Genomic DNA, 16,884 nt, shown 5'->3' with positions numbered 1-16,884 from the left:
GCCGTAAAGCAGTCTAAACGGATAAATATAAGAGGAAGAAGCTTATGAGTTATGCAAAGGAAATTGATACATTAAACAATCACTTATCAGGTATTAACGGCAACATAAATGTGTCTTTTGAGTTTTTTCCACCCAAAAATGAAAATATGGAAAAAATTTTGTGGGATTCTATTCATCGGTTAAAAGTCCTAAAACCTAAATTCGTTTCCGTAACCTATGGCGCCAATTCAGGGGAGCGTGATCGCACTCACAGCGTAGTAAAACATATTAAGCAAGAAACAGGCTTAGAAGCAGCACCACACTTGACTGGGATTGATGCTACACCAGAAGAATTAAAACAAATTGCAAAAGATTATTGGGACAGTGGTATTCGCCGTATTGTAGCATTGCGTGGTGATGAACCTGCTGGATACGATAAAAAACCCTTTTATGCATCAGATTTAGTTGAATTATTACGTTCGATTGCTGATTTTGATATTTCTGTTGCAGCATATCCTGAAGTGCATCCAGAAGCCAAATCCGCACAAGCCGATTTAATCAATTTAAAACGTAAAATTGATGCAGGTGCTAATCACGTCATCACACAATTTTTCTTTGATATTGACAGCTATTTACGTTTCCGTGATCGCTGTGCATCAATTGGTATTGATGCCGAAATCGTACCCGGCATTTTGCCTGTAACCAATTTCAAACAATTACAAAAAATGGCAGCGATTACGAATGTCAAAATTCCAGCTTGGTTGGCGAAAATGTACGAAGGATTAGACAGCGATCCAACCACGCGAAATCTCGTTGCGGCGAGTGTTGCGATGGATATGGTGCGGGTGCTTTCTCGTGAAGGCGTGAAGGATTTCCATTTCTATACGCTCAACCGTAGCGAACTCACTTACGCCATTTGCCATACGCTTGGTGTGCGCCCAGAATAATTCATTAAACAAAAATGGGGGAAAAGCCCCATTTTTAGTTTCGACATATAAATTTCTAAAAAAGCACCGCACTTTATTTTCCTACTATTTTTGCGATTTATGGCTAATTGTGTTATTTTTATGCAAATTTTATTTCAAAGGAAAAGTAATGAAAAAATCAGTTTTATCAGTTGGATTAATCACTATTCTTGGCGCTACCTGGTGTGGAGGTGCGTGGTACACAGGAAAAATCGCTGAACAAAAATATGCCAATTACATTCAATTCAGCAATCAACATTTACAGCAATCTTTCGCCAATACGGGCTATTCTGTACAAATCAAAGATGCCGTTTTAGATCGTGGCTTTTTTAGTTCTAATGTACGTTATCAACTTGAAATAAAAGGTGAAGATTTAAATGAAACAATTCCTTTCGTGGGAAAAATTCACCACGGTCCAATTACTTTAAATGACTTTTCTTTTGCCCTATTTTCTGCCGATACAGAAGTAGAAAAAACGCAAAATACTCAAGCTTATTTCGCTGATAATGGCAAAAATCCATTACGAACAGTAACAACAATGAGCTATGGGCAAGAGATCAAAGGAAAAGTCTATTCTGATGTAGCTCACAAAACGGCTGATCAAATTGAAATGGCTTGGAACTTAGACGGAAAATTTGATATTGATCAGAAAGGTTATGGAAAATCTGAAATTGATATCGGCCAGTTTTCTTTAATTGTTGATAATAAAGATCATTTACAAATAGAAAATTTAAAAGGAAAAAGTGATATTTCACCAACTCCATGGAAAAATATTTATCAAGGAGATACAGATATTTCGATTGAAAAAATGTCCTTGCATAAGTCTGAAAATAATGTAGATCTCGTTTTAGATAACATTGACATTGAAAATAAAATCAATGAGAAAAATGGCTTTCTTGGTGTGAATTTTGATTATAATGTTAAAAACATCTTGGTTAATAATAAAGCAATTACAGGATTAAAATTCAAAGGTGCACTAAATCATATCTTAGGCAATGCTGTAAATCGTTTAAATGAACTTGATGAGCATAATTTCAATAATGATAAGATTATCAGCCAAGTACAAAAAGAAATTTTGGCCAATCAACCTGTGCTAGATATTGATAAACTTGAGCTTTTTAATGATAAAGGTAAAGCTTTTGAAGCAGAAGTAAAATTTGCTTTAAGCAAAGCATTTCAAAGAGCGTTAGAAAATGAAAAAGTTTTCGATGCATTTGATACTTTTAAAATTAATGCAGAATCAGAGAAAAAAGCCTTAGTGCAATTAGTCCAAAATATCTTTGCAGTAAACCCTAGCACACAACAAGTATCAGAGCAAGAAGTTGAGAGTATCGTTCAAAAATATCTCGCTGAAATGGAAAAAAATAATTTCCTTACGGTAAAAGATGATAATGCTAACTTTAACGTATTGTTGGATAAAGATAAGCAAAAATTAAGTTTTAATCATCAAGAAATGTCTGAAAGAGATATTGGAATGGCGATTATGCTATTTATGATGGGTCGCTAATTTCATTTTCATTAATCTCCAAGCCACTTAACAAAAATTAAGTGGCTTTTTTATTCTATCTAGCCAAAAGAAATAAATTACCCTAATCTTTATAGCGTTCTATCCAATAACCAAGCCACTCTTTCAACGCTTGCATATTCGCAGGCATTGCGGTGGCTTGTGGGATAAAATGCATTAGCGTTAAATCATAACTTTCCGGCGTAACACCTTTACCTACATTTGCAGGAAGAACGCTAAACCCTTGTTTTTCAAATAAGAATTTTGCACGTTGCATATGCCATTGATTGGTGACCAAAATAATACGCTGAATATGCTCTTTTTCTAATAACGCCTTCGTAAATTGGGCATTTTCAATGGTGGTTTTCGCTTTTTCTTCTAACCATCTGGTTGGTGTGTGGAAAAACGCTTGCAGCTCTTTTGCCATTATTTTAGCTTCAGAATTGCCATTAAGACTTGCGCCAGTAATCAAAATCGGAAGCTGCGTTTGTTGGTATAAATAAGCCGCATAACGTAATCGTTCAAGGGGAACCCCTGGAACAGCAAGGCTACCAAATAATTCATCACTATCACGTAAACCACCACCTAGCACGACAATCGCCTGCGCTGTTTTATAATCAGCAAGGCTGAGCGGTGCTTGTTTTGTTAGACTATCTTGCAATTTTTGCGAAGTATAAGGAATGCTGAACACATACAAAATTACAATGCCCAAAAGACCGAAAATAAAGCTCAACTTCTTAAAAAAGAATAAAGACAAAATCCATAAAATCAAGACATTAAATGGTGGAAGAATGATCGCTGTAATAAGTTTGGTTAGTAAATACATAAAATATGTCTCGGGTTGCATAACTTGGCGCTTAGCATAAAGGGGTTGTAATCTTTTGTAAAGATGATCAATCCTTTTGGAACTATGGGGCATTCTGTTTTAGAATAACTACTTTACGCTGATAAGTAGCTTTATAGGAAAGATAATTAACAATGAACGAAATTTTAGTTTCCCTTAAACAAGATTTAAAACAAATCCTTGATGTGATCGTGGATAAAAATGATGTGCTGTATTTTGATTATCCGCTCCATTTAAACGTGGGGGATTTACTCATTTATGCGGGAACAGAAGCGTTTTTTCAGGATTATCAAATTAATATTCGATTAAGGCGTTGCTTGCAAAGTTTCGATCTTGATGAAGTAAAAAAATATGTTAAACCAAACACCACATTAATATGCCACGGCGGCGGCAATTTCGGTGATCTCTACCCTGCCATTCAAGGAATGCGCGAAGCTTTGGTGCAGGCTTTTCCGAATAATCGCATCATTGTTATGCCACAAACTGCTTATTTTTCTAATCCCGAAGCGAAAGAAAAATCGGCAGCCATTTTTTCCGCCCATAAAGACTGCTATTTATTTGCGCGCGATCAGGCGACTTATCAATTAATGAAAGATCAGTTTTCTGATAAGGTTTTTCTATCGCCAGATATGGCGCATCAACTTTATGGTTCAGTATTATTAAAAAATCAAAGATTAAAAAAACAAAGTGCGGTGCAAAAATCGGTAGAAAAAACCTTATATTTTTTACGTAAGGATATTGAAGCAAGCCATTTGGAAAAAAATATTCAAGCTACATTGCCAGCGAATGCTGAAGTAAAAGATTGGGAAGACATTCTCACCACACAAGATAAATATTATGAACGTATTTGTAGCGGATTAGCTAAACTCGCGAATAAATTTCATCAGCCTTGGCTAAAGAATATGGTAAATAATTTATGGTATCACCATAGTTTGGCGGTGATTGAGCGCTGTAAAGGCATTTTCCAAAATTATGATTTAGTGGTAACAAGCCGATTGCACGGACATATTTTTTCTTGTCTATTAAAAATCCCAAATGAAGTTTGTGATAATTCCTATGGCAAAAATTTAGGTTATTATCGCCAATGGACGCAAGGCCTTGATTTTGTGAAAGTTTATGAAGAATAAATCCTTTGCAAAACTGCTGATCACCACTTTATTAACTACGGGACTCACCATGGTGAGTTCCTTTTTGCTTGCTCGTTTACTTGCTGTAGAAGAACGGGGTGCATTACAGCTTTTCATTACCTCCGTAACCTATGTAGTAACCATTGCCACAGGCGGCGTTGGGTTTTCTCTCGCCCTTTGTATGCGTAATAACCAATATCATTATTGGCGTTATTATTTTTCTGCCTTTTTATTATTTTCGGTGTTTGTATCCAGCCTTGGGCTTTTATTGTTTAATATTACGTCATTCCATTATTTATTTATTTTAAATGTTGTTTTAACGGCTATTTTTACGATTACTTTAGAAAAAAGTAAAATTGACGCTAATTTATCTATTTATCGCTTACTTTCTTTGCAACAACCGATTTTAGCTGTAAGCTTATATGGTGGCTATTATTTTCTTTTTGGTGAACAACATTTAGCAAAAGTGGTTCAGCTCTTAACCATTTTAACTTGCATACAAGCTTTATTCGCACTTTATGCTCTTAGCAAAATAGAAAAACAATTTAAACAGAAAGCAGAAATAAAGAGGATAGTGCCAAATTATTTCTTCAAAAATTGGCTAAAACAAAACCTGCTACAAACCTTTGGCGCAACAACAGTAAATTTAGACCGTTTTTTAATTGTCGCTTTAATGGGAAATTATACTTTAGGCTTATATACAGTTTGCATTGCCTTTGACGCCTTACTCACTCGTATTATAAATATGCTGGTAGATTATTATTATTCTGGTTTACTCAATAATCTAAATCGTATTCGTGGGGTGCTAGGGCTTATTCTTTTAATGGGAATAAGTGCGGTGATAATTGTGCCATTTTTAGCCGAACCTGTTATTCATTTATTTTTTGGTAATGCTTATATTCAAGTTGCCCCAGTATTATTGTTGTTTATTATTAATTCATTATTAGCTGGGCTTTCTTGGTTATTATCACAAAATATGCTAATTTTAGGTAAACAAGTATTATTATTTACACGTCAGATTATTTCTATTCTTATTTTGGTCGGATTATTTTTTGCATTCCAAGATCAAGGGTTATATGGGGTCGCTTATGCGTTAATAGGGGCAAGTTTAGTGAGATTATTTATTTCACTCATTTACTATTATAAATTCCCGATAAAAACGAATAACTAATTTAAGTTGGATAAAATGAAAAAATTTCTTATTTCTTTAGATAAAGATCATCAACGCCGAGCACTCTTTTTTGCTCAGCCGAACACACAAGATTTCACCCTATTTAGTGCGATTAATACGATGCAAGAAACACCAGAAAATCTCACCGCACTTTATGATCAAGAGAAGTTTTCACAACGCTATGGGCGAAAAGTGACCAAAGGTGAAATTGGCTGTACATTAAGCCATTTGGCCGTATATCGCTTAATTGCCAATGATAAAAATATTCAAGAAGATGAATATTGTTTAATTTGTGAAGATGATGCGTTGTTTAATCAAGATTTTCAACATCATTTAGATTGTTTACTCAAAGAAAATATTCAGGCTGATATTATTCTTATTGGACAATCAAAAATTGATGATTTTAATCATTTCGAATTAGAAATTAACTATCCAACAACCTTTTCATTTTTACGCCATAAGATCGCAGGATCGCCATTTTGCTACGCCTATCCTTATCGTAACTATTTTGCCGGCACGGTAGCCTATTTAATTAAAAAATCTGCGGTAAACGTCTTTTTAGCTGAAGAAAAACCTTATTGGCTGGCAGATGATTATATTTTATTTGAAAATAAATTTGCTTTAGATACACAAGTGGTTCGCCCTTTATTGGCTATTGAAAATCCAAAATTAATGAGCAACTTAGAAAATGTGCGTGGCAGCATAACACATCATTTGTGGCAAAAATTAATCAAATATCCATTGAAAAAATTACTTGCCATACAGCGCAACCTGAAAGGTAGAAAATAATGTCTGCATTAGTCAATTTATTTTATCTTTATGACCCTTGGCTATTCCATTTTTTTCGAATGGCATTTTTTGTTGGGGGCATTTCGCTCATTTACTTAGCTTATCAGATACTAAAAAAACAACGCCCACAAGGTATTTTTATCCCGTTAGATAGCCTAATCGCAATTATCGCCTTAATTACGTTAAGTGCGATTCCAATGTTGGCACACCACACGCAAGATGATTCTGTATTATTACAATATAGTAAAACCTTAATCTTGTTTATTTTTGCTATTGGTATTTATAATATTTTTTATTTTAATAACAGTGGCAAAACCCTGCTTATTCGAGATTTAAAAATAGGTATTATTGTTCAATGGGTTATCGGTATAACGGCGCTAATGGGTATTAGTTTTATGACAGAACTTGCCCTTTCAACCCATATTGCATTACCACGTTTTTATGGCTCAGAACAAGAATATCGTTTATATAATATTACGTCATCGGCATTCTTCCAATTAAGTGCTTTTTACATTCTTTTATTACACTTCTTGTTAGCTTACAACAAAGCTCATCATCAATTAAGTGCGGTGTATTTATTCTTGATTTTATGTATTGGATTAATTTCAGGCAGAACGTTTTTATTACTTTCAATCGTTAGTATCGGCATTTATTTTAAATGGAAATACCTACCAGCTTTAGGCTTATTTGGATTGCTCTGTTTAGGCTTGGCCATTTATTACCCTAAAAATCCTTATGTTGCTCACGCATTAGAGCCATTGATTAATTTGCTCAATCATCAAGGATTAAGCAGTTCATCAACAGACACATTAATGAAACGTCATTTATTTATCCCTGAATTAAAACAAATATTATGGGGCGATGGACAATATATTATGCCAAATGGAAAATATTATGGCTTAACAGACAGCGGTTTTTTACGCCAATTACTTTATGGTGGCATTGGTTATTTATCAGTCTGTTTTTTATTTACTGCTTATTTTGTGCGTAAAGTAGCATTAAATTGGTTTAATGGAAGTTGGTTATTTACCTTATCTACATTATTTATACTTTCTGTATTAAATATTAAAGCAGATACTTATGCGTTCCCTGGCATAATGCTAGTGTTGCTAATGTTATTATCTTTATTTGGCCAACAAGGGAAAAATCTCTTCTTATTTAGAAAAGAAGGAAAACAAAATGTTTAGTATTATTGTGCCATCTTATAATCGGCAAGCCGAAATCCCTGCTTTATTAGAGAGCTTAACGCAGCAAAGCGAGCATAACTTTGAAGTTATTATTGTTGATGATTGCTCAAAAGAAAAAGTAGTGGTAGAAAAAGATTATCCTTTTCGTATAACCGTTATTCGTAATGAGCAAAACCAAGGTGCGGCGGAAAGCCGTAATATTGGAGCAAGAAATGCAACGCAAGATTGGCTGTTATTTTTAGATGATGATGATCGTTTTGAAAAGTCGAAATGTGAGATTTTAGCGCAGCAAATTACGCAAAATCCTGAAGTGAATTTTATTTACCACCCTGCAAAATGTGTAATGGTGAATGAAAAGTTTAGCTATTTTACTCACCCTTTTATACAGCAAAAAGATCTTACATTAGATAATATTTTACTGGCGAATAAAATTGGTGGAATGCCGATGATTGGGATTAAGAAATCTTTCTTTTTCGCTTTAGGTGGGCTTTCAACGCAATTAAAATCTTTAGAAGATTATGAATTTGTATTAAAAGTAATTTCATCACCTGAATTAAAACCGCTCTATGTTGATCAGGCTTTAACAGAATGTACTTTTCATACCCAACGTTCCAGTGTTTCAACCAATTTAACGAATACAGAACAAGCAATCGGTTTTATTGAGAAGAATTATGTGAAAACGCCAATCCAACATAAAAACTTTGCCCTAAATTCACTTTATATGCTCGCCTATCCGTATATTATGAATTTATCGCGCAAAGCAGGAATTTATTATTGGAAAATGTTTAAATTAAACAAAAATATTAAACCGCTGATTATTGCGATCATCATTTTTATTTCACCCAAATTAGCTATTCATTTGAAAAGGTTTATTTAATGAAGTTCTCAGTTTTAATGTCCTTATATATTAAGGAAAATCCACAATTCTTGCGTGAATGTTTAGAAAGTTTGCGCGTGCAAACCTTGCCAGCAGATGAAATTGTCTTAGTGTTTGACGGTGCCGTTACGCCCGAATTAGAAAGTGCGGTGCAAAATTTTGCTGAATTTTTACCGCTAAAATTAGTGAAGCTTCCAGTAAATCAAGGATTGGGCAAAGCATTAAATGAAGGATTGTTACATTGTGCCAACGAATGGGTTTTCCGTATGGATACCGATGATATTTGCGATCCGCAACGTTTTGAAAAACAAGTAAATTTCATTAAGCAAAATCCTGAAACCATTATCTTTGGCGGACAAATTGCCGAATTTGACAAGAATATGCAAGACATTGTGAGTTATCGCAATGTGCCAACCCAGCCGAAAGAAATTGTCGAATTCACAAAAACGCGCTGCCCTTTCAACCATATGACTGTGGCTTATCAAAAATCTGCCGTATTAGCGGCTGGCGGTTATCAAGATATTCAGGAAGATTATTATTTATGGATAAACTTGGTGGCGAAATATCCGCAAAATGTGGCGAATTTGCCTGATATTTTAGTTTATGCTCGCGTAGGCAATGGAATGGTTTCTCGCCGCCGTGGCTTAGCGCAAGCAAAATGTGAGTGGAATTTATTTAAACTCAAACGCAACGTTAAATTACAATCCACGATTTCAGGATTTATCGTGTTTTTATTGCGTGTTTTACCACGTTTATTACCTGTATCATTATTAAAAATCGTCTATAAGTTTTTACGCAAATAATATTTTATTTTAAGGAAAGCCAATGTTTAACAAAAAATTAATTTTTACTTCATTATTTTCGATGGTTTTATTATCTGCTTGTTCAAGTAGCCATTCTATTAAAGCTGTGAGTGCCAATACTCAATATAATAAACCTCGTACATTAGATAATTTTGATGATTATGTACAATTTTTAAAAGCCAAAGCGGCTGGGCAAGGGGTTTCAAGTGCGGTGCTAAATGCACAACAAAATATTCAATATATTCCTAAAGCAGTGGCATTGGATAAACAACAAGCGGGAAAAATAAAAAAACGTAACCCCAATGAACCAAGAGTATTCAATCCTAATGGGGTAACGAATTATCTTAATCGAGTACTGACCACAAATAAGGTGAATGTCGCAGAACAACGTTATTGGGAACAATTACCGCAATTAGAAAAGGCGAGCAAAAAATTTGGTGTACAAAAAGAATATTTAATGGCGTTATGGGGAATGGAAAGTAGCTTCGGTTATTATCAAGGTTATTATGATGTGCTTTCTGTATTAGCCACCCTTGCCTTTGATGGTCGCCGTGAACCGTTATTTAGTAAAGAATTTATTGCCGCAATGAAAATGTTAGAACGTGATCATATTCAGCGCCATAAAATGAAAGGTTCGTGGGCTGGCGCAATGGGGCAAACGCAATTTATGCCAAGTTCTTATCTCAGCTATGCAGCAGACGGTAATGATGATGGTGAGAAAGATATTTGGAAAAACCACTATGATGTCTTCGCTTCTATCGCTCGTTATTTGCATACTGTCGGCTGGAACGATAAATTGCCTTGGGGCGTGGAAGTGCGTTTAAATCAGTACATTAGCCCAAGTTTCGCTGGCATTGAAAAGCACAAAGCGCGTTCACTGCAGGATTGGCAAGCTCAGGGCGTTGAACTCAAATCATTTAACTCAGAAAGTACACAAAATTTCACCGCACTTTCTCACGCAAAATTATGGCTTGTGCAACCAGACGGTGAAAATGGTCGCGCTTTCTTAGTGTCAAATAATTTCCGCACCTTGCTTGATTGGAACCGATCCAATTATTTTGCGGTAAGTATTGGAATGTTTGCCGATCGAATCAGGGCAAGTGTGCAATAACAGCACCACCAAGACGCACCAATAGGGGCGTCTTATTTTTTACTATTGATAAAAAGTCTTTTCATTTTTATCGCCTTTTTCTTCCGAAAAGAAAAGGTAGAATATCGCCGTAAATAAATGATTTTAACAAATTTAAAATTTAGGCGTGTTAATATGAAAATATTATATCATTCAGCAGATAGCCGTGGAAATGCAGATCACGGTTGGTTAAAAAGTCGTCATACTTTTAGCTTTGCCAATTATTATGATCCAGCACGTATCCATTTTGGTGCATTGCGTGTGATCAATGATGATTATGTAGAAGGTGGTATGGGTTTTGCTACACATCCACACGATAATATGGAAATTATTTCAATCCCATTAAGTGGTGATTTAGCTCATAAAGACAGTATGGGAAATGGAAGTGTGATTCGTCAAGGTGACATCCAAGTGATGTCTGCAGGAACTGGTGTAAGCCATAGCGAAATGAATCCAAATGCGGATATTCCAACCCAATTTCTACAAATTTGGGTCTTCCCGAATAAACGGAATGTAACGCCACGTTATCAACAAATTAGCATTGCTGATGGTGCAAAACCTAATGATTTCCAACAGATCCTTTCACCAAATGCGGATGATGACGGCGTATGGATTCACCAAGATGCGTGGTTCTCATTAGCAAAATTTGATAAAGGAACAGAAAAAACTTACCACCTACATAAAGTGGGTAACGGTGTATATGCTTTTGTACTAAAAGGTGATGCCACTGTTACTGGACAAAAATTATCAACTCGCGATGGTTTAGGTGTATGGGATACAGAGAATTTCGATATTATTGCTGACAGCCATACAGAAATTTTGTTAATGGAAGTACCAATGACGGTATAAATAGCGACAAAACACAATCCCTTACTAAAATTTTAGTAAGGGATTTTTTTATTCGTCATTTTTTTCTACATTATCCGTCAGCCAGTTTGCTAACTTAGCATAATCAGCAATAGAAAGGTTTTCAGCCCGCGCATTTAAATCTATCCCAAGTGCGGTGAGATTTTCCGCAGAAAATAGCGTAGAAAGCGCATTACGCAAAGTTTTACGGCGTTGATTAAAGGCTTGCGTACACACACGGTTAAGCCAATATAAATCCTTCACTGGGTGAGGAGGCGTGCTGTGTGGAATTAAACGTACCACTGCCGAATCTACTTTTGGTGCTGGCTTGAATGCGCTTGGCGGCACTTCTAACACTGGCATAACTTGACAAAAATACTGTGCCATAATAGTTAGCCGTCCGTAAGCTTTCGTATTTGGTGCTGCACATAGACGTTTCACCACTTCTTTTTGCAACATAAAGTGCATATCTTGAATTTGTCCGCAATAGCGAAATAAATGAAACATTAATGGTGTAGAAATGTTATAGGGAAGATTACCGAAAATACGTAACTTTTGATTTTTTTCTGCCAAATTTTGCTCTCGGTAAAGGGCGGCAAAATCAAATTGCATCGCATCAGCTTCTATCACTGTGAGTTTTTGATGTAAAAATGGGTGATGACGTAAACGTTCTGCTAAATCTCTATCCAACTCCACTACAGTAAGATGTTCAACTCGCTCCCCTACCGGTTCAGTCAACGCACCTAAGCCAGGCCCAATTTCTACCAAAAACTGTTCAGGCTGCGGATAAATTGCAGCTACAATACTTTGAATAATATTTTGATCAAATAAAAAGTTCTGCCCAAACCGCTTACGTGCAGTATGGCCTAAATGTTTTTTTGAATTCATATTTTTTATCAAGTTAAAAAAGACGGGCTATTATAAAACAAAATCCCAGTTTATGGCTGGGATTTTTTCCATTAATTGAAGTATTGAATATTCGCTTGTTTTCGTAATGCAATTAACCAATCTTTAGAATAGGTTTGAATTTGTTGATTTATAATCTGTTGATATGCTTTTTGCATATAAGCTTGCTGTGTACGATCTCCCTGACGAGTATCAGTTACTTCTAAAATATGCCAGCCAAATTCAGTTTTAAAGGGGGCAGAGATTACGCCTTTCTTAGTAGTTTGCACCACTTTCGCAAAAGGTGGTACATAAACTTCTGGGAAAGCAAAGCCAAGGTTTCCACCATTCGCCCCAGATAAATAATCTTTAGAATATTGCAATGCCGCATCCGCAAAGGTTATACGGCCATTTTGAATATCAGCACGCACTTTGTTTAATTCTGCTTTTGCTTGAGCATCATTCAATAATGGGTTTAATTTCAATAAGATATGACGTACTTTATATTCTGTTCCCATTACTTTCTTTTCTGCACCTTGGGCACGTGCCTGTTGTAGCAGTTTTTGTCCAAGTGCTTGCACTTCTTCTTGGTTCACACCAATACTTTCACCAATCACCTTGTTGCGTACTTCGCTCATTAATAATTGATTAGTAATTTGCTGACGGAATTGTGAATAGCTAATACCTTGATAATCAAGTGCATCAAGAAGTTGTCCAAAGGTTAACCCATTTTGCGCTGCTATACCTTCAATAACCTGATCCACTTTAGCTGAGTTCACTTGTACTCCTGACTTTTTTATTGCCTGTTGTACAAGAAATTCATCAATAATACTATTTAATGCCACTTGTCGATTATTAGCATTATCTGGCTTTTTACCCAAAGCACGTTTAACTTGACTCTCTAAGATTGGTACATCATTCACCGTTGCCACAACACGCTCTACAGCTTGTACCCCCTCAGTAAAACTAAATAAAGCAAAGATTGATAAAAATAACGTCTTAATATTCAATAATTTCATTGTGATTCCATTTATTAAGTTAAACTACGATTTATTAGATAATTATTTTCTGCAAAGGTTCACTTATTCTTTGCTTGTAATACCACTTCATAACACTGATCAAATTTCATTGTACGAACTTGAATTTTCTCACTTCGACTTGTTGGAATATTTTTTCCAACATAATCAGCCCGAATAGGTAACTCTCGGTGCCCCCGATCGACAAAAATTACTAACTCTACTTTTGCTGCTCGTCCAAAATCAATTAGCGCATCTAACGCAGCACGAATCGTACGCCCTGTAAACAATACATCATCAATCAAAATAACAATTTTATCCTGTATATTAAGATAATTCGATGTTCCACTATACACAGGAGAACGATTCTGCGGTTCAATATATTCTAAATCATCCCGATAAAAGGTAATATCCAAATCCATTGAGGGTAACGCTTTGCCAGTCAGATCAAAAATCTTACGCTTGATAAGAGTGGCAATCTCTGCGCCACGGCGCTTGATACCCACAATAACTAATTGGTCTAAATCTTGATGCTTTTCAATAAGTTCATGCGCAATTCGAGAAATCGTTCGCATAAATCGATCTTCATCAATAATAATTTTTTCTGTCATTACGATCCCGATAAGTAAAAAATTTGCCTTACTATAACAAAAATTTATACAAAATGACCGCACCTTTAGTAAAAAGGACTTATATTTTATAAAAAAGTATTAACGCGCGGCTATTTTTTACACAAATCATTCTGGTGCATAGCCTTTTGCTGGTAAGACCAAATCATCTAAATAAACCTTACCATTTTTAAATATTAATCGTTCACTAACAAACCAATTTATAACTAAAGGATAAATTTGCTGCTCTTGATATTTCACCCGCTGCTCAATATCATTAACTTCATCATCAGGAAAAATGGGGACTTTAGCTTGCAACACAATTGCACCACCGTCCACTTCTTCATTGACAAAATGCACTGTTGTACCGTGCTCTTTTTCGCCTGCTTGTAAGGCTCGTTGATAAGTATGTAAGCCAGGATATTTCGGCAACAACGAAGGATGAATATTGAGAATTTTACCCGCAAAGCGTTGCGTAAATTCAGCGGTCAGGATCTTCATATAACCAGCTAGCACAATTAAATCTGCACCAAGCTCGGCAATATAATCACCGATAGCCCGATCCATCGCTAGATTATCGGCGTAATCTTTGCGCTCAAAAAGTGCGGTTGGAATTTCCGCCATTTTTGCGCGCTGTAATCCATAAGCGCTTGCTTTATTGGAGATAACAGCACAAATTTGCGCAGGAATATCTCCCACCTTGCAGGCATCAATAATGCTTTGTAAGGTCTGCCCTTCCCCAGAAATTAGTACAACGATCTTTTTCATTAACGAATAACAACCTGCGCTTCGCCTTCGCTCGCACGTTCAATGCGACCAATTTGCCACGCCTTTTCGCCTGCCTGTTGCAATAACGCCAAAGCGCTTTGCACGTAATCCTGTGGCAAGGCAATAATCATTCCCACCCCGCAGTTAAAGGTGCGATACATTTCATAACGATCGATATTGCCCTGTTCTTGTAGCCAGTTGAAAATAGCAGGCCACTGCCAGCTTGATTCATCGATCACCGCTTTCACATTATGCGGTAACACGCGCGGGATATTTTCCCAAAAGCCACCACCCGTTAAGTGAGAAATGGCGTGAACAGGCACGTGTTTGATTAATTGTAAAATAGATTTGACATAAATTTTGGTTGGCGCTAACACTTGATCAGCAAAAGGCTTGCCGTCTAATTCTGCGCTAGCAGGATCGATGCCTGAACGCTCGATCACTTTGCGAATTAATGAATAACCATTGGAATGCGCGCCACTTGAGCCTAATGCGATCAACGCATCGCCCACTTTCACTTGGCTGCCGTCAATAATTTCTGACTTCTCTACCACCCCCACACAGAAACCCGCTAAATCATAATCACCTTGATGATACATTCCCGGCATTTCTGCGGTTTCACCACCGACTAAGGCGCAACCTGATTGCTCACAACCGTTGGCAATGCCTTTGATCACGCTAGCCGCCACATCTACGTCTAATTTGCCTGTGGCATAATAATCTAGGAAAAATAGCGGTTCAGCCCCTTGCACCACTAAATCATTAACGCACATCGCCACCAAGTCAATGCCGATGGTATCGTGTTTATTCAAATCAATGGCAAGGCGTAATTTTGTACCAACACCGTCGGTGCCTGATACCAAAATAGGCTCTTTATATTTACTTGGTAAGGCACAAAGTGCACCAAAGCCACCCAATCCACCAATAACTTCAGGACGCGTAGTGCGCTTTACATCTGCTTTAATTTTTTCCACTAACGCATTGCCAGCATTAATATCCACACCCGCATCTTTGTAACTTAATGATTGTTTGCTCACGATTTTTTCCTATATGACTTGAGTTATTAAAAATCTGGCACATTGTAGCACGCCAGCGCAATCGTTTGCTATGCTTTTACACCAATCTATACAAAAATTCTACCGCACTTATCAATAACTATTTCACTCCTAACAAAAATGTTGTATCAGCTTATTCAACAAAGACTGAGTGGGTTTAATGAATTCGATAGCAAGATATTCATCAGGTTGGTGAGCTTGTTCGATTGAACCGGGGCCTAGCACTAATGTTGGACAAAGTTGTTGAATAAAAGGGGCTTCAGTACAGTAGTTTACCGCTTCGCATTTTTCGCCAAGCAATTTTTCCACTACTTGGACAACTTGGGCGGAGTGTTCACATTCATAACCTGGGGTGGGGTCGTGTAAGGCTTTCAGTGAAATGAGATCGCCCCATTTTTCAAACATTGGACGCAGTTTTTGTTGCAACATTTCATTGAGATCTTCTAGGCGCATTTGTGGTAAGGGACGAATGTCAAAATGCAGTTCACAGCACGCACAAATACGGTTTACCGCATCACCACCGTGAATTGCACCAAAATTCATTGTCGGATAAGGAATGGCAAAGGCAGAATGGTGATATTTTTCTTTTAATTCATTACGCATTTCCATTAAATAGCCTGTCGCTTCGTGCATTAATTCAATGGCGTTGATACCTTTGTCAGGATCACTTGAATGCCCTGTTTTCCCCATAATTCGCACGGCTTGTCCGATATGCCCTTTATGCGCGCGCACGGGTTTTAAAGAAGTTGGCTCACCGATAATGGCACAATCTGGGCGGATATGGCTGTGCTGGCTGAACGTTCGTGCGCCTAAAAGTGTGGTTTCTTCATCTGCAGTGGCAAGAATACGTAACGGTTTGCTTAATTTGCTGAGATCAATATGGCGTAAAGTTTCTAGCACAAATGCAAAGAACCCTTTCATATCCGCTGTGCCTAAGCCGTAAAATTTACCGTCTTTTTCGGTGAGTTTGAAAGGGTCAAAATGCCAACGTCCTTCATCGAAAGGTACGGTGTCCGTATGCCCAGCCAGCAATAATCCCCCCTCTCCCTCGCCATAAGTGGCTAATAAATTGAATTTGTTTCGACTACCTTCCACGGGAATAATGTTAGTTTTAAAGCCTAAATCGTCAAGCCAAATGGCAAGCAGCTCAATTAAGGCTTTATTCGATTGATCAAATTCTGCTTCTACACTACTAATGGTGGGCAATGCAATAAGCTGAGAATACATTTCAAGGAAAGGCGGCAATTTTTTCATTAAGTTATCCTATTTTAAATTAAAGGTTGATTTATGATTAATTATGCACAATAATAGCATAACTAATCAGTGTATTG

General features: G+C 36.7%; 17 protein-coding genes. 10 read left to right on the top strand and 7 right to left on the bottom strand.

The window, feature by feature from the left end:
- Positions 1-44: 44 nt before the first annotated feature.
- Together metF and L5B71_RS00625 are read left to right on the top strand one after the other, a co-directional pair.
- Positions 45-926 carry a methylenetetrahydrofolate reductase gene (gene metF / locus L5B71_RS00630; protein ID WP_265756379.1) on the top strand — a complete coding sequence of 294 codons (882 nt, stop codon included), beginning with the start codon at positions 45-47 and terminating at the stop codon, positions 924-926.
- Between the two features lie 148 nt (positions 927-1,074).
- Positions 1,075-2,451 carry a YdgA family protein gene (locus tag L5B71_RS00625; protein WP_265756378.1) on the top strand — a complete coding sequence of 459 codons (1,377 nt, stop codon included), beginning with the start codon at positions 1,075-1,077 and terminating at the stop codon, positions 2,449-2,451.
- A gap of 82 nt (positions 2,452-2,533) precedes the next feature.
- On the opposite strand, the gene L5B71_RS00620 is transcribed toward L5B71_RS00625, so the two are convergent.
- On the bottom strand, positions 2,534-3,274 hold the full coding sequence (locus tag L5B71_RS00620) for a YdcF family protein (protein WP_265756377.1): 741 nt from the start codon (positions 3,272-3,274) through the stop codon (positions 2,534-2,536).
- 152 nt (positions 3,275-3,426) lie between these two features.
- On the opposite strand from L5B71_RS00620, the gene L5B71_RS00615 reads away from it, so the two are divergent.
- The 8 genes from L5B71_RS00615 (at position 3,427) to L5B71_RS00580 (ending at position 11,224) form a co-directional block, all read left to right on the top strand.
- Positions 3,427-4,419, top strand: coding sequence for a polysaccharide pyruvyl transferase family protein (locus L5B71_RS00615; protein ID WP_265756375.1), 993 nt, complete (start codon positions 3,427-3,429; stop codon positions 4,417-4,419).
- A complete protein-coding gene (locus L5B71_RS00610; protein ID WP_265756374.1) occupies positions 4,409-5,590 on the top strand; it encodes a lipopolysaccharide biosynthesis protein in 1,182 nt (393 codons plus the stop codon). Before L5B71_RS00615 ends, L5B71_RS00610 begins: the two co-directional genes overlap by 11 nt.
- A gap of 15 nt (positions 5,591-5,605) precedes the next feature.
- The gene (locus L5B71_RS00605; protein WP_265756373.1) at positions 5,606-6,379 is read left to right on the top strand and encodes a glycosyltransferase family 25 protein; all 774 of its coding nucleotides are present in this window, start codon (positions 5,606-5,608) and stop codon (positions 6,377-6,379) included.
- Entirely contained in the window at positions 6,379-7,566 is a 1,188-nt protein-coding gene (locus L5B71_RS00600) for a hypothetical protein (RefSeq protein ID WP_265756372.1), read from the top strand. Before L5B71_RS00605 ends, L5B71_RS00600 begins: the two co-directional genes overlap by 1 nt.
- Positions 7,559-8,443, top strand: a complete 885-nt coding sequence (locus L5B71_RS00595) for a glycosyltransferase family 2 protein (protein ID WP_265756371.1) — start codon at positions 7,559-7,561, stop codon at positions 8,441-8,443. The genes L5B71_RS00600 and L5B71_RS00595 overlap by 8 nt, the downstream gene beginning before the upstream one ends.
- Entirely contained in the window at positions 8,443-9,246 is an 804-nt protein-coding gene (locus L5B71_RS00590) for a glycosyltransferase family 2 protein (protein ID WP_265756370.1), read from the top strand. The genes L5B71_RS00595 and L5B71_RS00590 overlap by 1 nt, the downstream gene beginning before the upstream one ends.
- A gap of 22 nt (positions 9,247-9,268) precedes the next feature.
- Positions 9,269-10,357 carry a lytic murein transglycosylase gene (locus tag L5B71_RS00585; protein ID WP_442780728.1) on the top strand — a complete coding sequence of 363 codons (1,089 nt, stop codon included), beginning with the start codon at positions 9,269-9,271 and terminating at the stop codon, positions 10,355-10,357.
- Between the two features lie 153 nt (positions 10,358-10,510).
- Entirely contained in the window at positions 10,511-11,224 is a 714-nt protein-coding gene (locus L5B71_RS00580) for a pirin family protein (RefSeq protein ID WP_265756369.1), read from the top strand.
- Positions 11,225-11,272: 48 nt separating this feature from the next.
- Here L5B71_RS00580 and rsmA read toward each other — a convergent pair whose 3' ends face one another.
- From rsmA to argE, 6 genes are all read right to left on the bottom strand, one after another.
- On the bottom strand, positions 11,273-12,109 hold the full coding sequence (gene rsmA, locus L5B71_RS00575; RefSeq protein ID WP_265756368.1) for a 16S rRNA (adenine(1518)-N(6)/adenine(1519)-N(6))-dimethyltransferase RsmA: 837 nt from the start codon (positions 12,107-12,109) through the stop codon (positions 11,273-11,275).
- Between the two features lie 71 nt (positions 12,110-12,180).
- Entirely contained in the window at positions 12,181-13,125 is a 945-nt protein-coding gene (locus L5B71_RS00570) for a peptidylprolyl isomerase (protein ID WP_265756367.1), read from the bottom strand.
- Positions 13,126-13,184: 59 nt separating this feature from the next.
- On the bottom strand, positions 13,185-13,733 hold the full coding sequence (gene pyrR / locus L5B71_RS00565; protein ID WP_265756366.1) for a bifunctional pyr operon transcriptional regulator/uracil phosphoribosyltransferase PyrR: 549 nt from the start codon (positions 13,731-13,733) through the stop codon (positions 13,185-13,187).
- 126 nt (positions 13,734-13,859) lie between these two features.
- Entirely contained in the window at positions 13,860-14,498 is a 639-nt protein-coding gene (gene purN, locus L5B71_RS00560; RefSeq protein ID WP_265756364.1) for a phosphoribosylglycinamide formyltransferase, read from the bottom strand.
- Complete coding sequence (purM, locus tag L5B71_RS00555; protein ID WP_265756363.1) at positions 14,498-15,535, bottom strand: phosphoribosylformylglycinamidine cyclo-ligase; 1,038 nt, start codon at positions 15,533-15,535, stop codon at positions 14,498-14,500. The genes purN and purM overlap by 1 nt, the downstream gene beginning before the upstream one ends.
- Before the next feature lie 129 nt (positions 15,536-15,664).
- Complete coding sequence (gene argE / locus L5B71_RS00550; RefSeq protein WP_265756361.1) at positions 15,665-16,807, bottom strand: acetylornithine deacetylase; 1,143 nt, start codon at positions 16,805-16,807, stop codon at positions 15,665-15,667.
- Positions 16,808-16,884 lie beyond the last annotated feature (77 nt).

The sequence above is a fragment of the Avibacterium sp. 21-586 genome (assembly GCF_026226775.1).
Classification (GTDB): domain Bacteria; phylum Pseudomonadota; class Gammaproteobacteria; order Enterobacterales; family Pasteurellaceae; genus Avibacterium.
The sequence above is the reverse complement of the archived record's forward strand: the minus strand, read 5'-3'. Positions and strand labels throughout refer to the sequence as shown.

Excerpts from the sequence above, each read along its gene's own strand:
- metF (WP_265756379.1), top strand. The coding sequence starts at position 45 with ATGAGTTATGCAAAGGAAATTGATACATTAAACAATCACTTATCAGGT.
- L5B71_RS00625 (WP_265756378.1), top strand. The coding sequence starts at position 1,075 with ATGAAAAAATCAGTTTTATCAGTTGGATTAATCACTATTCTTGGCGCT.
- L5B71_RS00620 (WP_265756377.1), bottom strand. The coding sequence starts at position 3,274 with ATGTATTTACTAACCAAACTTATTACAGCGATCATTCTTCCACCATTT.
- L5B71_RS00615 (WP_265756375.1), top strand. The coding sequence starts at position 3,427 with ATGAACGAAATTTTAGTTTCCCTTAAACAAGATTTAAAACAAATCCTT.
- L5B71_RS00610 (WP_265756374.1), top strand. The coding sequence starts at position 4,409 with ATGAAGAATAAATCCTTTGCAAAACTGCTGATCACCACTTTATTAACT.
- L5B71_RS00605 (WP_265756373.1), top strand. The coding sequence starts at position 5,606 with ATGAAAAAATTTCTTATTTCTTTAGATAAAGATCATCAACGCCGAGCA.
- L5B71_RS00600 (WP_265756372.1), top strand. The coding sequence starts at position 6,379 with ATGTCTGCATTAGTCAATTTATTTTATCTTTATGACCCTTGGCTATTC.
- L5B71_RS00595 (WP_265756371.1), top strand. The coding sequence starts at position 7,559 with ATGTTTAGTATTATTGTGCCATCTTATAATCGGCAAGCCGAAATCCCT.
- L5B71_RS00590 (WP_265756370.1), top strand. The coding sequence starts at position 8,443 with ATGAAGTTCTCAGTTTTAATGTCCTTATATATTAAGGAAAATCCACAA.
- L5B71_RS00585 (WP_442780728.1), top strand. The coding sequence starts at position 9,269 with ATGTTTAACAAAAAATTAATTTTTACTTCATTATTTTCGATGGTTTTA.
- L5B71_RS00580 (WP_265756369.1), top strand. The coding sequence starts at position 10,511 with ATGAAAATATTATATCATTCAGCAGATAGCCGTGGAAATGCAGATCAC.
- rsmA (WP_265756368.1), bottom strand. The coding sequence starts at position 12,109 with ATGAATTCAAAAAAACATTTAGGCCATACTGCACGTAAGCGGTTTGGG.
- L5B71_RS00570 (WP_265756367.1), bottom strand. The coding sequence starts at position 13,125 with ATGAAATTATTGAATATTAAGACGTTATTTTTATCAATCTTTGCTTTA.
- pyrR (WP_265756366.1), bottom strand. The coding sequence starts at position 13,733 with ATGACAGAAAAAATTATTATTGATGAAGATCGATTTATGCGAACGATT.
- purN (WP_265756364.1), bottom strand. The coding sequence starts at position 14,498 with ATGAAAAAGATCGTTGTACTAATTTCTGGGGAAGGGCAGACCTTACAA.
- argE (WP_265756361.1), bottom strand. The coding sequence starts at position 16,807 with ATGAAAAAATTGCCGCCTTTCCTTGAAATGTATTCTCAGCTTATTGCA.